Origin of the sequence: Enterobacter sp. MGH119 (assembly GCF_001037675.1) — a bacterium.
GTDB lineage: Bacteria > Pseudomonadota > Gammaproteobacteria > Enterobacterales > Enterobacteriaceae > Enterobacter > Enterobacter hormaechei_C.
Genome location: NZ_KQ089931.1, coordinates 323,983 through 339,222 on the forward strand (window position 1 = coordinate 323,983; position 15,240 = coordinate 339,222).

Here is a 15,240-nt window from a genome sequence, read left to right on the forward strand (position 1 = left end):
CTGTGGGAGAGGGCAAGGGTGAGGGCATCAGACCTCACGAATACCTAAAAGTGAAGATGCCCCCGCCTTACCACTCAGAAGTTCTTCTGTTTCCCCATCCCACAAAATACGTCCCTCCGCGATCACCACCGATCGCGGCGCGATGCGTGCGGCATCTTCGATGCTATGCGAAACCATCAGCATCGTCAGTTGTTCGCGCTCGCAAACCTCCTCAACCAGCGAGAGCATTTCCTGACGCAGAGCGGGGTCGAGCGCCGAAAAGGGTTCATCGAGCAGCAGCAGCGGCTGCTTGCGCACCAGGCAGCGCGCCAGCGCCACGCGCTGGCGCTGGCCGCCGGAAAGCTCACCCGGTAGTCTGTTGATAAACGCAGCCAGGCCCATTTGTTCGGCGATCGCCTCCAGCGTCTGACGCTGCGCAACATTGAGCTTCAACCCCGGATCCATACCCAGCGCGATGTTCTGCCACACCGTAAGATGATTGAACAGATTGTTTTCCTGGAACAGCATCGACACCGGGCGCTTAGCCGGCGGAGCGTAGGTATACTCGCCATTATCAATGACGATCGACCCGCTGGCAGGCTGTAAAAAACCGGCAATCAGATTGAGCAGGGTACTTTTTCCGGCCCCGCTGGGGCCAAGCACTGCGATTCGCTCTCCCTGACGAACGGAGAGGGTAAAACGCATTGGCAGGTGCTCATAAAGCCAGGTTACATCAGTCAGTTTTAACATCACGCCCCGGAAGTTTTTCGATAACGGTAAATAACGCAAAGCACAGCAGCAACAGGAGTAGCGCCGTGACGGCGCCGTCCTGGCTACGATAGGAGCCAATTTGCTGATAAAGCCAGAACGGCAGCGTGCGGAAATCCTCGTTGCCGAAGAGGGCCACAACGCCAAAATCGCCAATCGACAGCACGCAGGCAAACGCCAGCGCCTGGGCCAGCGGACGCTTTAGCGCGCGCAGTTCGACCACCTTCAGACGCTGCCAGCCCTGCATGCCCAGCGACTGACACAGCAAACTGTAGCGGCTATTGACGTCGCGCATCGGGTTTTCCAGCACCTTGAGCGCGTAAGGGATGGCCATCAATGCGTTGGTAAAAATGACGATGCCGTCGGCGCTTTCCGGCAGGCCGATGGTGCTGTTGAACAGTAAAAAGAATCCGGTCGCCAGCACAATGCCCGGCATCGCCAGGATCAGCATACCCGTCAGTTCCAGCGCGTGTCCGGCTTTACGGGCATGACGCGCGTACAGTTCGCGGCTGCTCCAGAGCAGCATCATGGTCAGGATCACGCACAGTAGCCCGGCAGCCAGCGCGATGCGCAATGAGGTCCACGTTGCTTGCCACAGGACAGGCTGTTGCAGTACCGACAACACATTGCGATTCAGGCCATCAACGATAACGGCCAGCAGCGGGGGCAGCAGAAGCAGGAGTGCCAATGCGATTAGCATAAAATCCGCGACGCGGCTGTGCAGGCTGTCCTGCGGATCGCGCCAGCCTGTCAGGTTATTGCTACCTGTGGGGATCGCTTTACTTAGCCGCTGGCTGAGTAACACCAGCGCCAGGCAGCAGACCATCTGCACGATCGCCAGCAGCGCGGCGCGGCCCGGATCGTAGTCGTAACTTAAGGCCTGATAGATCGCCAGCTCAATGGTGGTGGCCTGCGGCCCGCCGCCGAGAGAAAGTACGGTCGCGAAGCTGGCGAAGCAGAGCATAAAGATTAGCGCGGCAACCGGAGCAATCTGGCGTCGCAGCCACGGCCATTCGACAAAGCGGAAGAACGACCAGCCGCGCATGCCAAGCTGGGCGGCAATCTGACGCTGCTCACCGGGAATGTTTTCCAGCGCCTGTAAAAAGAGGCGCGTCGCCATCGGCATATTGAAAAAAATATGCGCCAGCAGAATGCCTTTCAGGCCGTAAGGGGAGAAGGTCCATTCCAGACCAAGCAGGTTGAAGAGGGATGCCAGCCAGCCCTGCCGACCGTAGACGCTCAGAATGCCGAACACCGCCACCAGCACGGGCAGGATCAGCGTCATCGCGCACAGCCGCAGCAGGGCAAGCCTGCCGGGGAAACGTCTGCGATAGAGGGCGCGTGCAAGGAAAATGGCCGGGATCGCCGACAGCAGCGCGGAGAGAAACGCCTGCCAGAAGGAGAAGCGGATGACGTGCCAGAGATAGCTGTCGTGCCAGAGGGCGAGCAGATCGCTCTCTGGCGCGTTAAACCACAGCGCAAGGAATGCACCCAGGCTGACGACGACCATCAGTACGGCGGCGAGCAGCCCGGGAACTAACCAGCCGGGGATCAGCGGCTGACGGCGCGTTGCCATTCACTAATCCATGCGGCGCGCTGGGCGGCAACCTGCTGCGGCGTAAATTCCAGTGAGGTTTGCGGCTTGTTTAGCTGCTCAAAGCCTGCCGGCAGCGCAACGTCAGTGACCGGGTACATCCAGTTGCCGGTCGGAATAGCGTTCTGAAATGCCGGGGAGATCATAAATTTCAGGAATTTTTCCGCAAGCTCCGGCTGTTTGCTCGCGGCGGTGCGGGCGGCCACTTCCACCTGCAAATAATGCCCTTCAGCAAAGTTCGCGGCGGCGTAGTTGTCTTTCTTCTCGGCGATAATGTGGTAGGCCGGAGAGGTAGTGTAGCTCAGCACCAGGTCGCTTTCGCCTTTCAGGAACAGGCCATAGGCTTCGCTCCAGCCTTTGGTGACGGTAACGGTTTTCGCGGCCAGCTTCTGCCACGCTTCCGGCGTTTTATCCCCGTAAACTTTTTGCATCCACAGCAGCAGCCCCAGACCCGGCGTGCTGGTACGCGGATCTTCGTAAATCACGCGCCATTTCTGGTCACTTTCGACCAGCTCTTTCAGGCTTTTGGGCGGATTCTTCAGCTTGTTTTTATCGTAGACAAACGCAAAGTAACCGTAATCAAAGGGAACGAAGGTGTCGTTTTTCCAGCCGCCCGGTACGTTAACGGCATCTGCCGCCACGCCGCTTTTGGCGAACAGTCTGGTTTGGGTGGCGGCTTCCAGCAGGTTGTTATCCAGCCCGAGCACCACGTCGGCTTTGCTGTTTTTGCCTTCCATGCGCAGCCGGTTAAGCAGCGAGACGCCATCTTCCAGCGCCACGAATTTCAGCTCGCAGTTGCAGTCCGCTTCAAAGGCTTTTTTTACCACCGGGCCAGGGCCCCAGTCGGCGGAGAAGGAGTCGTAGGTGTAGACCGTCAGAACAGGCTTAGCAAAAACAGGCAGCGCAAACAGCGCCAGCAGAGGAAGAACGTTTTTTAACACTTTGCACCTCAGGGTTGAGTGGCAAAGGATTTTGAGCGACAGCCTCAAATCCCTTCGCCGGCGTTATCCGGATCAGGTTCGACGGGTATTATCTCAGCGCACATCTGTGATGCAGCACCCCGTTGAGAACGGCGCTATTGTAATGATTTGGTGAATATTACGAAAGCGTTATGGCTCCGGCGGCGCAAACCAGGCGGATTTAAAATCAAACCAGCCGAGGGTATTCATCCGCAGGCCGCGCATGCTGCGCTGCCCCTGGATCAGCAGCCAGTGGTGAATCAACGGTACGATCGTCTGCCCGGCCAGTAATTCCTGACACCAGGCGGCCAGATCCATTTCTCCTGCCCGCCACCGTGCGGCGTCCTGCTGCCAGTCCCGGTTGATACAGTGCTGAATCAGGGGCACTTCGTACAGGTGAGAAAAGAGCGAGAAATCAAGCGGCAGCGTAAAGTTTGCGCTGTTGAGCCAGATATCGCTGATGACGTCTCCGCGATGCCATTCATCATAATCGACTTCCTGTATCGCCAGCGTCACGCCTTCGGCTGCCAGCAGCGTGCTCATGATCCTTGCGATAAACCTGTGCTCAATGTGATCGCGATAGTAGCTGAGGGTAATGGTCTCCAGTCCGGCAGGTTTTTCACTGCGCACTGGCTGCGCATGGTGCCAGCGCGGAAGCAGGCCATAGGCCGGGAACCACCAGGTCTGGTATTGCTCCTCTGCGTGATAAATCAGGTTAGCAGGGGCAAGAATATGGCTGATCCACCTGCGTACGTCGTGGTTTGCCCCGCGATGGCTGCGGCTATCAAAGAGCAGGTAGTAGCAGCCCTCCTCCAGGCGGCTTTCGAACGCCCTTTCACCGGCTGTTGGCCCTTCCAGGGTCAGGCCTGCGCTCAGCTCTTCGTTGAGATCCGGTAACACCCAGACGTTCACTTCGTCGATCAACGCCCTGTAGCCAAAGTAATCATCAAAGGCGCGGATCTTCAGCTGATTACTGTTGTTTCGTGTAACGGAGTAGGGGCCCGTACCAATCGGCTGGCTGGAAAAATTGTTCAGGGAGCGCCACTCGGCAGGCAGGATCATTGAGGGGACGTAGCCCAGAAGCCACGGAAGCCATTTGTCCGGCTGCGATAGCTCAATATCCAGCGTCCAGGCCGTTGGGGAGTGGATCCGCGCGATATGCGAATAGAGCGGCAGCGTGCGGGCTCGCTCTAAGGAATCGATAACGTCGCGCATCTCCAGCTCGCGTCCATGGTGGAAATGAATGCCGGGGCGTAAGAAAAAGCGCCAGTGGCGCGGGGAAAGCTGTTGCCAGTGGTGCGCGATATCCGCCTCCAGTTCCCCGTTTTCCTCATTTATCCGCGTCAGGCCGCTGAATATCTGCCGGGCCATGTGGGTTTCAGAACGCCGTAACGCCGTGCCGGGCAACAGATTTTTCATCGGACGGTAGTAGAGCACCCGCAGAATGTGGCGTCCCTGACGAAAGCTGCGTCCCAGATGCGAGACCAGCATCTGGCGCACGGCGGCTTTGTCGCCCACCAGCTGGACCAGCTGATCGATGCGGTCCTGCTCCAGCAGATCCTCCGCCCGCTGTTGCTGTAGCGCCAGGCCGGTATAAAGGAAAGTCAGGCGCGAGCGCTTGCCGCGTCCGGCTTCAGCCTCCCAGTTTAGCCAGCCCTGCTGCTGCATGGTGTTGAGGAGGGTACGCATATGACGCCGGGAGCAGTTGAGGAGTTCAGCCAGCTCGTTCAGCGTGGTCTCCTGCGATTGCCCCTCGCAGCACTGCCAGAGGCGGATAAATTGTTGTTGCAGACGACCAGAAGGCATAAAAGGGGAACTCCTGACAAAAAATCAGCAATTTATTAATCCCTATATTAAGCCAATAATCCTTATCGATGAAGCGAGGAGGTAAATTATGAAGAGGTCTACCGCACGTCAGTTTTATCAGCACTATTTTTCAGCGACAAAGGGAGTGTCCTGGCTGGCCCGCCAGTGCGCAGAGCAGCGGCTGAGAATACTGGAAGATCTGATGCAGTGGGACGTTACGAAACCGACCTCTTCTCGCTAACTCGCCTCGATCATGTGTGACTGAGTATTGGTGCTAATCACCCGCCAGCAAAATGTTTTTTGCTGGCTTTTTTCGTTTACTATTTCACCCAATTTCGATTCGCTTTCATAAGGACTTGCGCATGCTCTGGTTGATGACGATGGGGCGACGCCTGAATGGCGTGTACGCCGCTTTTATGCTGGTGGCCTTCATGATGGGCGTAGCCGGCGCGCTACAGGCGCCGACGCTGAGCCTGTTTCTCAGCCGCGAGGTGGGGGCGCAGCCGTTTTGGGTGGGCCTGTTCTACACCGTCAACGCCATTGCCGGGATCCTCGTCAGCCTGTGGCTGGCGAAACGATCCGACAGCCAGGGCGATCGCCGCAAGCTGATCCTCTTTTGTTGCGCAATGGCCGTGGGCAACGCGCTGCTGTTTGCCTTCAACCGCCATTACCTGACGCTCATTACCTGCGGCGTGCTGCTGGCCTCTCTGGCGAACACCGCCATGCCGCAGCTCTTCGCCCTGGCACGGGAGTACGCCGACAACTCGGCGAGGGAAGTGGTGATGTTCAGCTCGGTGATGCGTGCGCAGCTCTCGCTGGCGTGGGTCATCGGTCCCCCGCTGGCGTTCATGCTGGCGCTGAACTACGGTTTCACCGTCATGTTCACCATCGCGGCGGGAATTTTTGCCATCAGCCTGGCGCTGATAGCCTTTGTGCTGCCATCGGTGGCGCGCGTAGAGCAGGTGACGGACAAGCCCATCACCCACGTAAGCGGCTGGCAGGATAAAAACGTCCGCATGTTGTTTATCGCCTCCACGCTGATGTGGACCTGCAACACCATGTACATTATCGATATGCCGCTGTGGATCAGCAGCGATCTGGGACTGCCCGACAAGCTCGCGGGTATTCTGATGGGCACCGCTGCCGGGCTGGAGATCCCGGCGATGATTCTGGCGGGTTACTACGTGAAACGTTTCGGAAAGCGTCGGATGATGGTCGTCGCCGTGGCGGCTGGGGTGGTGTTCTACGCGGGGCTGATCCTGTTCCATTCGCGTGAAGCTTTGCTGACGTTACAGCTGTTTAACGCGGTATTTATCGGCATCGTTGCCGGGATCGGCATGCTCTGGTTCCAGGATTTAATGCCGGGGCGCGCAGGCTCCGCGACCACGCTGTTTACCAACAGCATTTCGACCGGCGTGATCCTGGCGGGGGTGATTCAGGGGGCGCTGGCGCAAAGTTACGGGCATGGCTCAGTTTACTGGGTGATTGCCGCGATTTCGGTGGTTACGCTTGGGCTGACTTGCCGGGTTAAGGATGTCTGATTCTGGAAGGCGGCTTTACGAAACAAATCAATGGCCCGCTTTTTGCGGGCCATTGTCTTTAGCCCATAAACGCAGGCTGTTTTTTCTCGTACGCGGAGATGGCGTCTTCGTGCTGGAGAGTTAAACCAATGCTGTCCAGACCGTTCAGCATGCAGTGGCGACGGAAGGCATCAATGCTGAAGCTGTAGGTTTTATCCCCGACTTTCACCACTTCCCCTTCCAGATCCACTTCAAACGAAATCCCCGGATTTGCCTGCACCAGCGCAAACAGTTCATCGACCTGTTCGTCACTCAGCGTCACCGGCAGCAGCTGGTTGTTAAAGCTGTTGCCGTAGAAGATATCCGCGAAGCTTGGGGCGATAACCACCTTAAAGCCGTAGTCGGTCAATGCCCACGGCGCATGTTCACGCGACGATCCGCAGCCAAAGTTTTCCCGCGCCAGCAAAATGGAGGCGCCTTTGTATTCCGGAAAGTTCAGGACGAATTCCGGGTTTGGCACTTCGCCTTTATCGTCGAGGAAGCGCCAGTCGTTGAACAGATGCGCACCAAAACCCGTGCGCGTCACTTTCTGCAAAAACTGCTTAGGAATGATAGCGTCAGTATCGACGTTAGCGGCATCCAGCGGGACAACACGGCCCGTATGTTGGGTAAATTTCTCTGCCATGATTGTCTCCTTATTTCAGGCTGCGAATATCGGCGAAATGACCGGTGACTGCCGCAGCGGCGGCCATTGCCGGGCTGACCAGGTGGGTGCGCCCACCGCGGCCCTGACGGCCTTCAAAGTTACGGTTGCTGGTGGAGGCACATCGCTCGCCCGGATTCAGGCGGTCGTTGTTCATCGCCAGACACATGGAGCAGCCGGGCAGGCGCCATTCGAAGCCTGCTTCGATAAAGATCTTATCCAGACCCTCCGCTTCCGCCTGGGCTTTCACCGGACCGGAGCCCGGCACAACCAGCGCCTGCACGCCCGGCGCCACTTTGCGGCCTTTAGCAATTTCTGCCGCAGCGCGTAAATCTTCAATACGGGAGTTGGTACAGGAGCCGATGAACACTTTATCAATGCTCACGTCGGTCAGCGGTACGCCGGGTTTCAGCCCCATATAGGCCAGCGCCTTTTCCGCACTGGCGCGCTCGACCGGATCGGCGAAGGAAGCCGGGTCAGGAATGCTGTCGTTGACAGAAATCACCTGGCCCGGGTTGGTGCCCCAGGTGACCTGCGGGGCGATCTCTTCCGCCTGTAACGTCACAACGGTATCAAAAATTGCCCCCTCGTCCGTTTTCAGGGTTTTCCAGTACGCTACCGCGTCGTCAAAATTCTGACCTTTCGGCGCATGCAGACGCCCCTTCACATAGTTGAAGGTGGTTTCGTCTGGGGCCACCAGTCCTGCTTTGGCGCCCATCTCAATGGCCATGTTGCACAGGGTCATACGACCTTCCATGCTCAGCGCCTGGATAGCATCTCCGCAGAACTCAACGACGTGACCGGTGCCGCCTGCACTGCCGGTTTTGCCGATAATCGCCAGCACGATATCTTTCGCGGTAATGCCAGGTGCCGCTTTGCCCTTCACTTCAATCTTCATGGTTTTGGCGCGGCCCTGCTTCAGGGTCTGCGTCGCCAGAACGTGTTCAACTTCAGAGGTCCCAATCCCGAACGCCAGCGCGCCAAATGCGCCGTGGGTTGCGGTATGGGAGTCGCCGCAGACGATGGTCATGCCTGGCAGGGTAATCCCCTGCTCAGGCCCCATTACGTGGACGATACCCTGATAGGGGTGGTTCAGATCGTACAGCTCCACGCCAAACTCGTTACAGTTCTTAATCAGCTCCTGCATCTGGATACGCGCCATCTCGCCAGATGCATTGATGTCTTTGGTCTGGGTGGAAACGTTGTGATCCATCGTGGCAAAGGTTTTACCCGGCTGACGCACCGGGCGCTTGTGCGCGCGCAGGCCGTCAAATGCCTGAGGAGAGGTCACTTCATGTACCAGATGACGGTCGATGTACAACAGTGGGGTTTCGTTTGGTGCCTCGTAGACCACGTGCGCATCAAACAACTTCTCATATAACGTCTTAGCCATGATTACACCCCTTCAGCGACATAGCGGGCAATGATGTCGCCCATTTCATCGGTACTGACTGCCGCCGTGCCGCGTGCTAAATCACCGGTACGGACACCTTCTTCTAACGCCCGGTTAATGGCGTTTTCAATTGCGGTTGCTGCATCGCCTGCATCCAGGCTATAGCGCAGCAGCAGAGCCAGGGAGAGGATCTGCGCAATCGGGTTGGCGATATTTTTGCCTGCGATATCCGGCGCGGAGCCGCCCGCCGGTTCGTACAGGCCAAAGCCTTCTTCGTTCAGGCTGGCCGAGGGCAGCATACCCATGGAGCCGGTGATCATGGCGCATTCATCCGAGAGAATATCGCCGAACAGGTTGGAGCACAGCAGCACGTCAAACTGAGACGGATCTTTGATCAGTTGCATCGTTGCGTTGTCGATATACATATGCGACAGCGCAACGTCCGGGTACTGCTTAGCGACTTCACTGACGATTTCGCGCCACAAAATAGACGACTGGAGCACGTTTGCTTTATCAATAGAGGTCACTTTACGGCGGCGTTTGCGCGCTGACTCAAACGCGATATGGGCGATACGTTCGATTTCAAAACGGTGATAGACCTCGGTATCAAACGCTTTCTCATGCTGACCGCTGCCTTCGCGACCTTTTGGCTGACCGAAGTAGATGCCGCCGGTCAACTCACGCACGCACAGGATGTCGAAACCGTTGGCCGCGATATCCGCGCGCAGCGGGCAAAACTCTTCCAGCCCCGGGTACAGTTTCGCCGGACGCAGGTTGCTGAACAGTTTGAAGTGCTTACGCAACGGCAGCAGCGCACCGCGCTCTGGCTGCTCTGCTGGCGGCAGGTGTTCCCATTTTGGGCCGCCCACGGAGCCAAAAAGAACGGCATCGGCATTTTCGCAGCCTTCTACAGTCCCTTTCGGCAGGGGAGTACCGTGATTATCAATCGCAATACCGCCCACGTCGTAGTGGCTGGTGGTAATTTTCATCGCAAAACGCGAACGTACGGCTTCCAATACTTTCAGCGCCTGTGCCATCACTTCCGGGCCAATACCGTCACCCGGCAACACAGCAATATGGTAATTCTTCGACATCACACGGTTTCCTTGTTGTTCTCTTTATTCTGAGCTTTGCGTTGCAACTCTTTTTCGACTTCGGCGGCGCGCCAGATGTTGTTCAGGACATGCACCATCGCTTTCGCGGAGGATTCGACGATATCTGTCGCCAGACCCACACCGTGGAAGCGGCGACCGTTGTAGTTGACGACGATATCAACTTGGCCCAGGGCGTCTTTACCGTGCCCTTTTGCCGTCAGGTCGTATTTCACCAGCTCTACGTCGTACTCAGTGACGCGGTTAATCGCCTGGTAAATGGCATCCACAGGGCCGTTACCGTTGGCGGCTTCCGCTTTAATTTCATCGCCGCAGGCCAGCTTGACGGAGGCGGTAGCGATATCGCTTGAGCCTGACTGAACGGTGAAGTAGTCCAGACGGAAGTGTTCTGGCTCTTCCTGCTGTTTATTGATGAATGCCAGTGCTTCCAGGTCGTAATCGAAGACCTGGCCTTTCTTGTCAGCCAGCTTCAGGAATGCGTCGTACAGCTGATCCATGTTGTAATCGCTGTCCTTATAACCCATCTCTTCCATACGGTGTTTTACCGCCGCGCGGCCAGAGCGCGAGGTCAGGTTCAACTGAACCTGGTTCAGACCGATGGATTCCGGAGTCATGATTTCGTAGTTTTCACGGTTCTTCAGCACGCCATCCTGGTGAATACCGGAGGAGTGGGCGAACGCGCCAGCCCCAACAATCGCCTTGTTCGCCGGGATCGGCATGTTGCAAATCTGGCTCACGGTCTGGCTGGTGCGCCAGATTTCGTTGTGATTGATGCGAGTGTGCACGTTCATAATGTCTTTGCGCACCTTGATCGCCATGATCACTTCTTCCAGCGAGCAGTTGCCGGCACGTTCACCAATGCCGTTCATTGCCCCTTCTACCTGACGCGCGCCGGCGTGGACGGCTGCGATGGCATTGCCCACGGCCAGACCCAAATCATCGTGGGTGTGGACGGAGATAATCGCTTTATCAATATTCGGTACGCGGTCATACAGGCCGGTGATGATATTGGCGAACTCAAACGGCATGGTGTAGCCGACGGTATCAGGGATGTTGATGGTTTTGGCGCCGGCATTGATGGCGGCTTCCACCACACGGGCCAAATCGTCAATCGGCGTGCGGCCTGCATCTTCACAGGAGAATTCGACGTCATCAGTGTAGTTACGCGCGCGTTTGACCATATACACCGCACGTTCAATCACTTCATCCAGCGTACTGCGCAGCTTGGTCGCAATGTGCATGGGGGAGGTGGCAATGAATGTATGGATACGGAAGGCTTCTGCAACTTTCAGGGATTCCGCGGCCACATCAATATCTTTCTCTACGCAGCGAGCCAGACCGCACACGCGGCTGTTTTTGATGGTGCGGGCGATGGTCTGCACTGACTCGAAATCACCTGGCGAGGAGACGGGAAAGCCGACTTCCATTACGTCTACACCCATGCGTTCGAGGGCCAGAGCAATTTGCAGTTTTTCTTTAACACTCAGGCTCGCCTGTAATGCCTGTTCACCGTCACGTAAAGTAGTATCGAAAATAACGACTTGCTGGCTCATGGGTTAGGTCCTTGTCAGTCTTAGGGCGCCTTGCTACGAGCATAAAAAAACCCGCGCAGTGGCGCGGGTTTTTAGTTTTACTGAAGACGATTCAACGCTGAATTTCGCCCGCCAGTCTACCGCGCACAGTGGATGCGTTTAGTAGTAGTAGACCGGTGAAACGAAGGGTGCGAATCATAAATCGTGCTCCAGGTGAATGCGATATGCTTTTAGTGGTACTGGATACGCCAACTCATGTCAACCCCTCTCAGGCAAAACGGCCACTCAGTACAGGATAAACACATTAGCTAATTGTGCTGGTTTTTGCATGTCTAACCGATTTTATTGTCTATTATTGGACTGGCGATTCATCTCTGGAATAATTTGAATATAATTGGTAGCAATTGAACATACTATTTTTACCAATGTGCTGTGAAATGGAATCTGTTTCATATCATTGATTTATAAATTACATGAATGATTTGCGGGTGAGTAAGTTATCAAAATTGATATCATTTTGTTAATGAAAATGCGATGTATGCCATTAATAGTTTAATAACACTTAAGTCATTATTAATGAGTGCGTTGATTGTGCATTTGTCTGATTTATGGTTTCATGCCCACATTAAAGTTTGAGATATCTTTTGAACGATTTTTAGCTCTTCATTTATGGGATGCGTAAAGTCGCTCGTTGAATGGGGTTTCTTTATATATTCCGAATTTTAAATAATTTCCTTTCGCTTGTTGTATATGCATGGTAAATCATATTTTTCGAAGTTATTACTGTACCTTGGCAAAGGGAATTTAGCGTGACGGTGGAGTCAGAAATGCCAGAAAATAATATTAACCAACCACAGACTTATGATGGGGTTAAGCCTCAGTTGCGCACAGTGGATCTCAATCTGTTAACTGTATTTGATGCAGTTATGCAGGAGCAGAATATTACGCGAGCAGCGCAATCTCTGGGAATGTCTCAACCTGCCGTGAGTAATGCCGTAGCCAGACTTAAGGTGATGTTTAACGACGAGTTATTCGTCCGCTATGGAAGAGGTATCCAGCCCACGGCGCGTGCATTCCAGCTATTCGGTTCGATTCGTCAGGCGCTACAGCTGGTACAAAATGAGCTTCCCGGCTCGGGTTTTGAACCCTTAAGCAGTGAACGGGTTTTCCATCTCTGTGTTTGCAGTCCGTTAGACAATTATTTGACGTCTGTTATATATAATAAAGTTGAACAGATTGCTCCTAATATTCATCTCGTTTTTAAATCATCATTAAATCAAAATACTGAGCACCAGCTTCGTTATCAGGAAACGGAGTTCGTTCTGGGCTATGAAGAGTTTCGCCGTCCAGAGTTTGCCTGTGTTCCATTGTTTAAAGATGAAATGGTGTTAGTCGCCAGCAAAAAACATCCCCGTATGAATTCTCCGCTGCGTGAAAGCGATGTTTACAGCGAGCAGCATGCCGTGGTTGCTCTGGACAGATATGCCTCATTTAGTCTGCCGTGGTATGACACTGCCGATAAACAAGCCAGCGTGGCCTATCAGGGAATGGCGATGGTCAGCGTATTGAATGTCGTTTCTCAGACGCAGCTAGTCGCTATTGCACCGCGCTGGCTTGCTGAAGAGTTCTCCGATTCGCTGAGCCTGCAAATTTTACCTCTGCCGCTCAAGCTGAATAGCCGTACCTGTTATCTTTCCTGGCATGAAGCGGCGGGGCGGGATAAAGGGCATCAATGGATGGAAGAGCTGCTGGTCAATATTTGTCGTCGATAAGACAGGATGAATAAACCGCATGGTGCCATGCGGTTTATTCTGTGGTTTTTTATGCAAGCAATATTTTGTTCTGTGCGCATTTTTTCAGACACTCAGGGAGGCTTAAAAATAGATGATTTCCTGATCCATCCTCTTTTTAAGAGATGAATTATTAGCGTCTCCCCTCATAGCAGATGAATTCACCATATTCGTGTCTGACAGCTGTTTTTTCTGCTTTTATTGCCCATTCCCGCATTCCGTTTGCTAATTGCCTGGCTCATAACGAGCGGTTAAGGTATCCATCACTCTGCACATTATAAGATGGGTTTACCCTGTCAGAAGACGGCGCGGAAATGAATTCTGTTGACCGTCTATAACAAAAGCCTGGAGGCAAAGCATGGAGATGTTGTCTGGCGCGGAAATGGTCGTCCGATCGCTTATCGATCAGGGCGTGAAGCAAGTGTTCGGCTATCCTGGAGGTGCGGTTCTTGATATTTATGACGCGCTGCACACGGTAGGCGGTATTGATCATGTTCTGGTTCGTCATGAACAGGCTGCTGTGCATATGGCAGACGGCCTGGCCCGCGCCACGGGCGAGGTGGGTGTTGTGCTCGTCACTTCCGGACCGGGGGCGACCAATGCCATTACCGGCATTGCGACTGCGTATATGGACTCCATTCCCCTGGTCATTCTCTCCGGACAGGTGGCGACGTCACTGATTGGCTATGATGCGTTTCAGGAATGCGACATGGTGGGGATCTCACGCCCCGTGGTGAAGCACAGCTTTCTGGTTAAGCAAACGGAAGACATCCCGGGCGTACTGAAAAAAGCCTTCTGGCTGGCCGCCAGCGGTCGTCCTGGGCCAGTGGTTGTCGATCTGCCAAAAGATATTCTCAATCCCGCGAATAAACTGCCTTACCTGTGGCCTGAGTCGGTGAGCATGCGTTCATATAATCCGACGACGCAGGGGCACAAAGGCCAGATTAAGCGTGCGCTGCAAACGCTGCTGGCTGCGAAAAAGCCCGTAGTCTATGTGGGGGGCGGCGCCGTCAATGCAGCCTGTGAAACGCAACTACGCGAACTGATTGAGAAGCTGAATCTTCCTGTCGCGTCATCGCTGATGGGGCTGGGGGCATTCCCGGCTACCCACCGTCAGGCGCTGGGCATGCTGGGTATGCACGGCACCTATGAAGCCAATATGACGATGCACCATTCTGATGTGATTTTTGCCGTCGGCGTGCGTTTTGACGATCGCACCACCAATAATCTGGCGAAATACTGTCCGCATGCGACGGTGCTGCACATTGATATCGATCCGACTTCAATCTCTAAAACGGTGCCGGCGGATGTGCCGATCGTGGGGGACGCACGACAGGTGCTGGATCAAATGTTGGATCTGCTGGCGCAGGAGACCGCGTCTCAACCGCTGGACGAGATCCGCGACTGGTGGCAGCAAATCGAACAGTGGCGTGGCCGTCAGTGCCTTAAGTACGACACACAAAGTGAGAACATCAAGCCGCAGGCGGTGATCGAGACGATCTGGCGTCTGACCAATGGCGATGCGTATGTCACATCTGACGTGGGCCAACATCAGATGTTCGCTGCGCTGTATTACCCGTTTGATAAACCGCGTCGCTGGATCAACTCTGGCGGGCTCGGCACGATGGGCTTTGGTCTGCCCGCCGCGCTGGGGGTGAAGCTGGCGTTGCCAAACGAAACGGTGATCTGCGTGACGGGTGATGGCAGCATACAGATGAATATTCAGGAGCTTTCTACTGCGCTGCAATATGAGTTGCCAGTGCTGGTGCTGAACCTGAATAACGGTTACCTCGGTATGGTAAAGCAGTGGCAGGATATGATTTATTCTGGCCGTCACTCTCAGTCTTATATGAAGTCACTTCCGGACTTTGTCCGCCTGGCTGAAGCCTATGGTCATATTGGCATGCGGGTAACCGATCCGTCAGAGCTGGAAGCGAAGCTCGGCGAAGCGCTTGGGCACGTTAAAAACAATCGCCTCGTCTTCATGGACGTCATCGTCGACGGCACAGAGCATGTTTATCCGATGCATATCCGTGGCGGCGGTATGGATGAAATGTGGTTAAGCAAAACGGAGAGAACCTGAT

13 protein-coding genes and 1 riboswitch are annotated in these 15,240 nt (G+C 54.9%); of the genes, 4 read left to right on the forward strand and 9 right to left on the reverse strand.

Annotated elements, in window-relative coordinates; translation table 11 throughout:
• Nucleotides 1–27 precede the first annotated feature (27 nt).
• The 4 genes from thiQ to sgrR form a co-directional block, all read right to left on the reverse strand.
• Nucleotides 28–729, reverse strand: coding sequence for a thiamine ABC transporter ATP-binding protein ThiQ (gene thiQ, locus SK53_RS16265; protein ID WP_032608486.1), 702 nt, complete (start codon nt 727–729; stop codon nt 28–30).
• Complete coding sequence (thiP, locus tag SK53_RS16270; protein ID WP_032661560.1) at nt 713–2,323, reverse strand: thiamine/thiamine pyrophosphate ABC transporter permease ThiP; 1,611 nt, start codon at nt 2,321–2,323, stop codon at nt 713–715. Before thiP ends, thiQ begins: the two co-directional genes overlap by 17 nt.
• Nucleotides 2,299–3,282, reverse strand: coding sequence for a thiamine ABC transporter substrate binding subunit (gene thiB / locus SK53_RS16275; RefSeq protein ID WP_003856391.1), 984 nt, complete (start codon nt 3,280–3,282; stop codon nt 2,299–2,301). The genes thiP and thiB overlap by 25 nt, the downstream gene beginning before the upstream one ends.
• 31 nt (nt 3,283–3,313) lie before the next feature.
• A riboswitch (TPP riboswitch) is annotated at nt 3,314–3,414 on the reverse strand.
• A 36-nt stretch (nt 3,415–3,450) separates the two neighbouring features.
• Nucleotides 3,451–5,106 carry an HTH-type transcriptional regulator SgrR gene (gene sgrR, locus SK53_RS16280; protein WP_045895229.1) on the reverse strand — a complete coding sequence of 552 codons (1,656 nt, stop codon included), beginning with the start codon at nt 5,104–5,106 and terminating at the stop codon, nt 3,451–3,453.
• A gap of 88 nt (nt 5,107–5,194) precedes the next feature.
• Here sgrR and sgrT point away from each other — a divergent pair, with 88 nt between their 5' ends.
• Both sgrT and SK53_RS16290 read left to right on the forward strand, forming a co-directional pair.
• Nucleotides 5,195–5,347, forward strand: coding sequence for a glucose uptake inhibitor SgrT (gene sgrT, locus SK53_RS16285; protein WP_003856388.1), 153 nt, complete (start codon nt 5,195–5,197; stop codon nt 5,345–5,347).
• Between the two features lie 121 nt (nt 5,348–5,468).
• Nucleotides 5,469–6,647, forward strand: coding sequence for a sugar efflux transporter (locus tag SK53_RS16290; protein WP_045346588.1), 1,179 nt, complete (start codon nt 5,469–5,471; stop codon nt 6,645–6,647).
• 58 nt (nt 6,648–6,705) lie between these two features.
• Here SK53_RS16290 and leuD read toward each other — a convergent pair whose 3' ends face one another.
• The 5 genes from leuD to leuL form a co-directional block, all read right to left on the reverse strand.
• Nucleotides 6,706–7,311, reverse strand: coding sequence for a 3-isopropylmalate dehydratase small subunit (gene leuD, locus SK53_RS16295; protein ID WP_045346590.1), 606 nt, complete (start codon nt 7,309–7,311; stop codon nt 6,706–6,708).
• Between the two features lie 10 nt (nt 7,312–7,321).
• Nucleotides 7,322–8,722 (reverse strand): 3-isopropylmalate dehydratase large subunit, encoded by a 1,401-nt coding sequence (gene leuC, locus SK53_RS16300; protein ID WP_003856382.1) that lies wholly within the window; start codon nt 8,720–8,722, stop codon nt 7,322–7,324.
• A 2-nt stretch (nt 8,723–8,724) separates the two neighbouring features.
• Nucleotides 8,725–9,816 carry a 3-isopropylmalate dehydrogenase gene (leuB, locus tag SK53_RS16305; protein ID WP_003856380.1) on the reverse strand — a complete coding sequence of 364 codons (1,092 nt, stop codon included), beginning with the start codon at nt 9,814–9,816 and terminating at the stop codon, nt 8,725–8,727.
• Nucleotides 9,816–11,387, reverse strand: a complete 1,572-nt coding sequence (gene leuA, locus SK53_RS16310; protein ID WP_003856378.1) for a 2-isopropylmalate synthase — start codon at nt 11,385–11,387, stop codon at nt 9,816–9,818. The genes leuB and leuA overlap by 1 nt, the downstream gene beginning before the upstream one ends.
• Before the next feature lie 91 nt (nt 11,388–11,478).
• Nucleotides 11,479–11,565, reverse strand: a complete 87-nt coding sequence (gene leuL / locus SK53_RS24075; protein WP_057979999.1) for a leu operon leader peptide — start codon at nt 11,563–11,565, stop codon at nt 11,479–11,481.
• A 628-nt stretch (nt 11,566–12,193) separates the two neighbouring features.
• Here leuL and leuO point away from each other — a divergent pair.
• Both leuO and ilvI read left to right on the forward strand, forming a co-directional pair.
• The gene (gene leuO, locus SK53_RS16315) at nt 12,194–13,138 is read left to right on the forward strand and encodes a transcriptional regulator LeuO (protein ID WP_023324151.1); all 945 of its coding nucleotides are present in this window, start codon (nt 12,194–12,196) and stop codon (nt 13,136–13,138) included.
• Nucleotides 13,139–13,514: 376 nt separating this feature from the next.
• The gene (ilvI, locus tag SK53_RS16320; RefSeq protein WP_048209787.1) at nt 13,515–15,239 is read left to right on the forward strand and encodes an acetolactate synthase 3 large subunit; all 1,725 of its coding nucleotides are present in this window, start codon (nt 13,515–13,517) and stop codon (nt 15,237–15,239) included.
• The last annotated feature ends 1 nt before the right edge of the window (nt 15,240 follow it).

Bases quoted from the DNA above. Each gene is read 5' to 3' on its own strand.
- thiQ (WP_032608486.1), bottom strand. From the start codon at position 729: ATGTTAAAACTGACTGATGTAACCTGGCTTTATGAGCACCTGCCAATG.
- thiP (WP_032661560.1), bottom strand. From the start codon at position 2,323: ATGGCAACGCGCCGTCAGCCGCTGATCCCCGGCTGGTTAGTTCCCGGG.
- sgrR (WP_045895229.1), bottom strand. From the start codon at position 5,106: ATGCCTTCTGGTCGTCTGCAACAACAATTTATCCGCCTCTGGCAGTGC.
- sgrT (WP_003856388.1), top strand. From the start codon at position 5,195: ATGAAGAGGTCTACCGCACGTCAGTTTTATCAGCACTATTTTTCAGCG.
- SK53_RS16290 (WP_045346588.1), top strand. From the start codon at position 5,469: ATGCTCTGGTTGATGACGATGGGGCGACGCCTGAATGGCGTGTACGCC.
- leuD (WP_045346590.1), bottom strand. From the start codon at position 7,311: ATGGCAGAGAAATTTACCCAACATACGGGCCGTGTTGTCCCGCTGGAT.
- leuC (WP_003856382.1), bottom strand. From the start codon at position 8,722: ATGGCTAAGACGTTATATGAGAAGTTGTTTGATGCGCACGTGGTCTAC.
- leuB (WP_003856380.1), bottom strand. From the start codon at position 9,816: ATGTCGAAGAATTACCATATTGCTGTGTTGCCGGGTGACGGTATTGGC.
- leuA (WP_003856378.1), bottom strand. From the start codon at position 11,387: ATGAGCCAGCAAGTCGTTATTTTCGATACTACTTTACGTGACGGTGAA.
- leuL (WP_057979999.1), bottom strand. From the start codon at position 11,565: ATGATTCGCACCCTTCGTTTCACCGGTCTACTACTACTAAACGCATCC.
- leuO (WP_023324151.1), top strand. From the start codon at position 12,194: ATGCCAGAAAATAATATTAACCAACCACAGACTTATGATGGGGTTAAG.
- ilvI (WP_048209787.1), top strand. From the start codon at position 13,515: ATGGAGATGTTGTCTGGCGCGGAAATGGTCGTCCGATCGCTTATCGAT.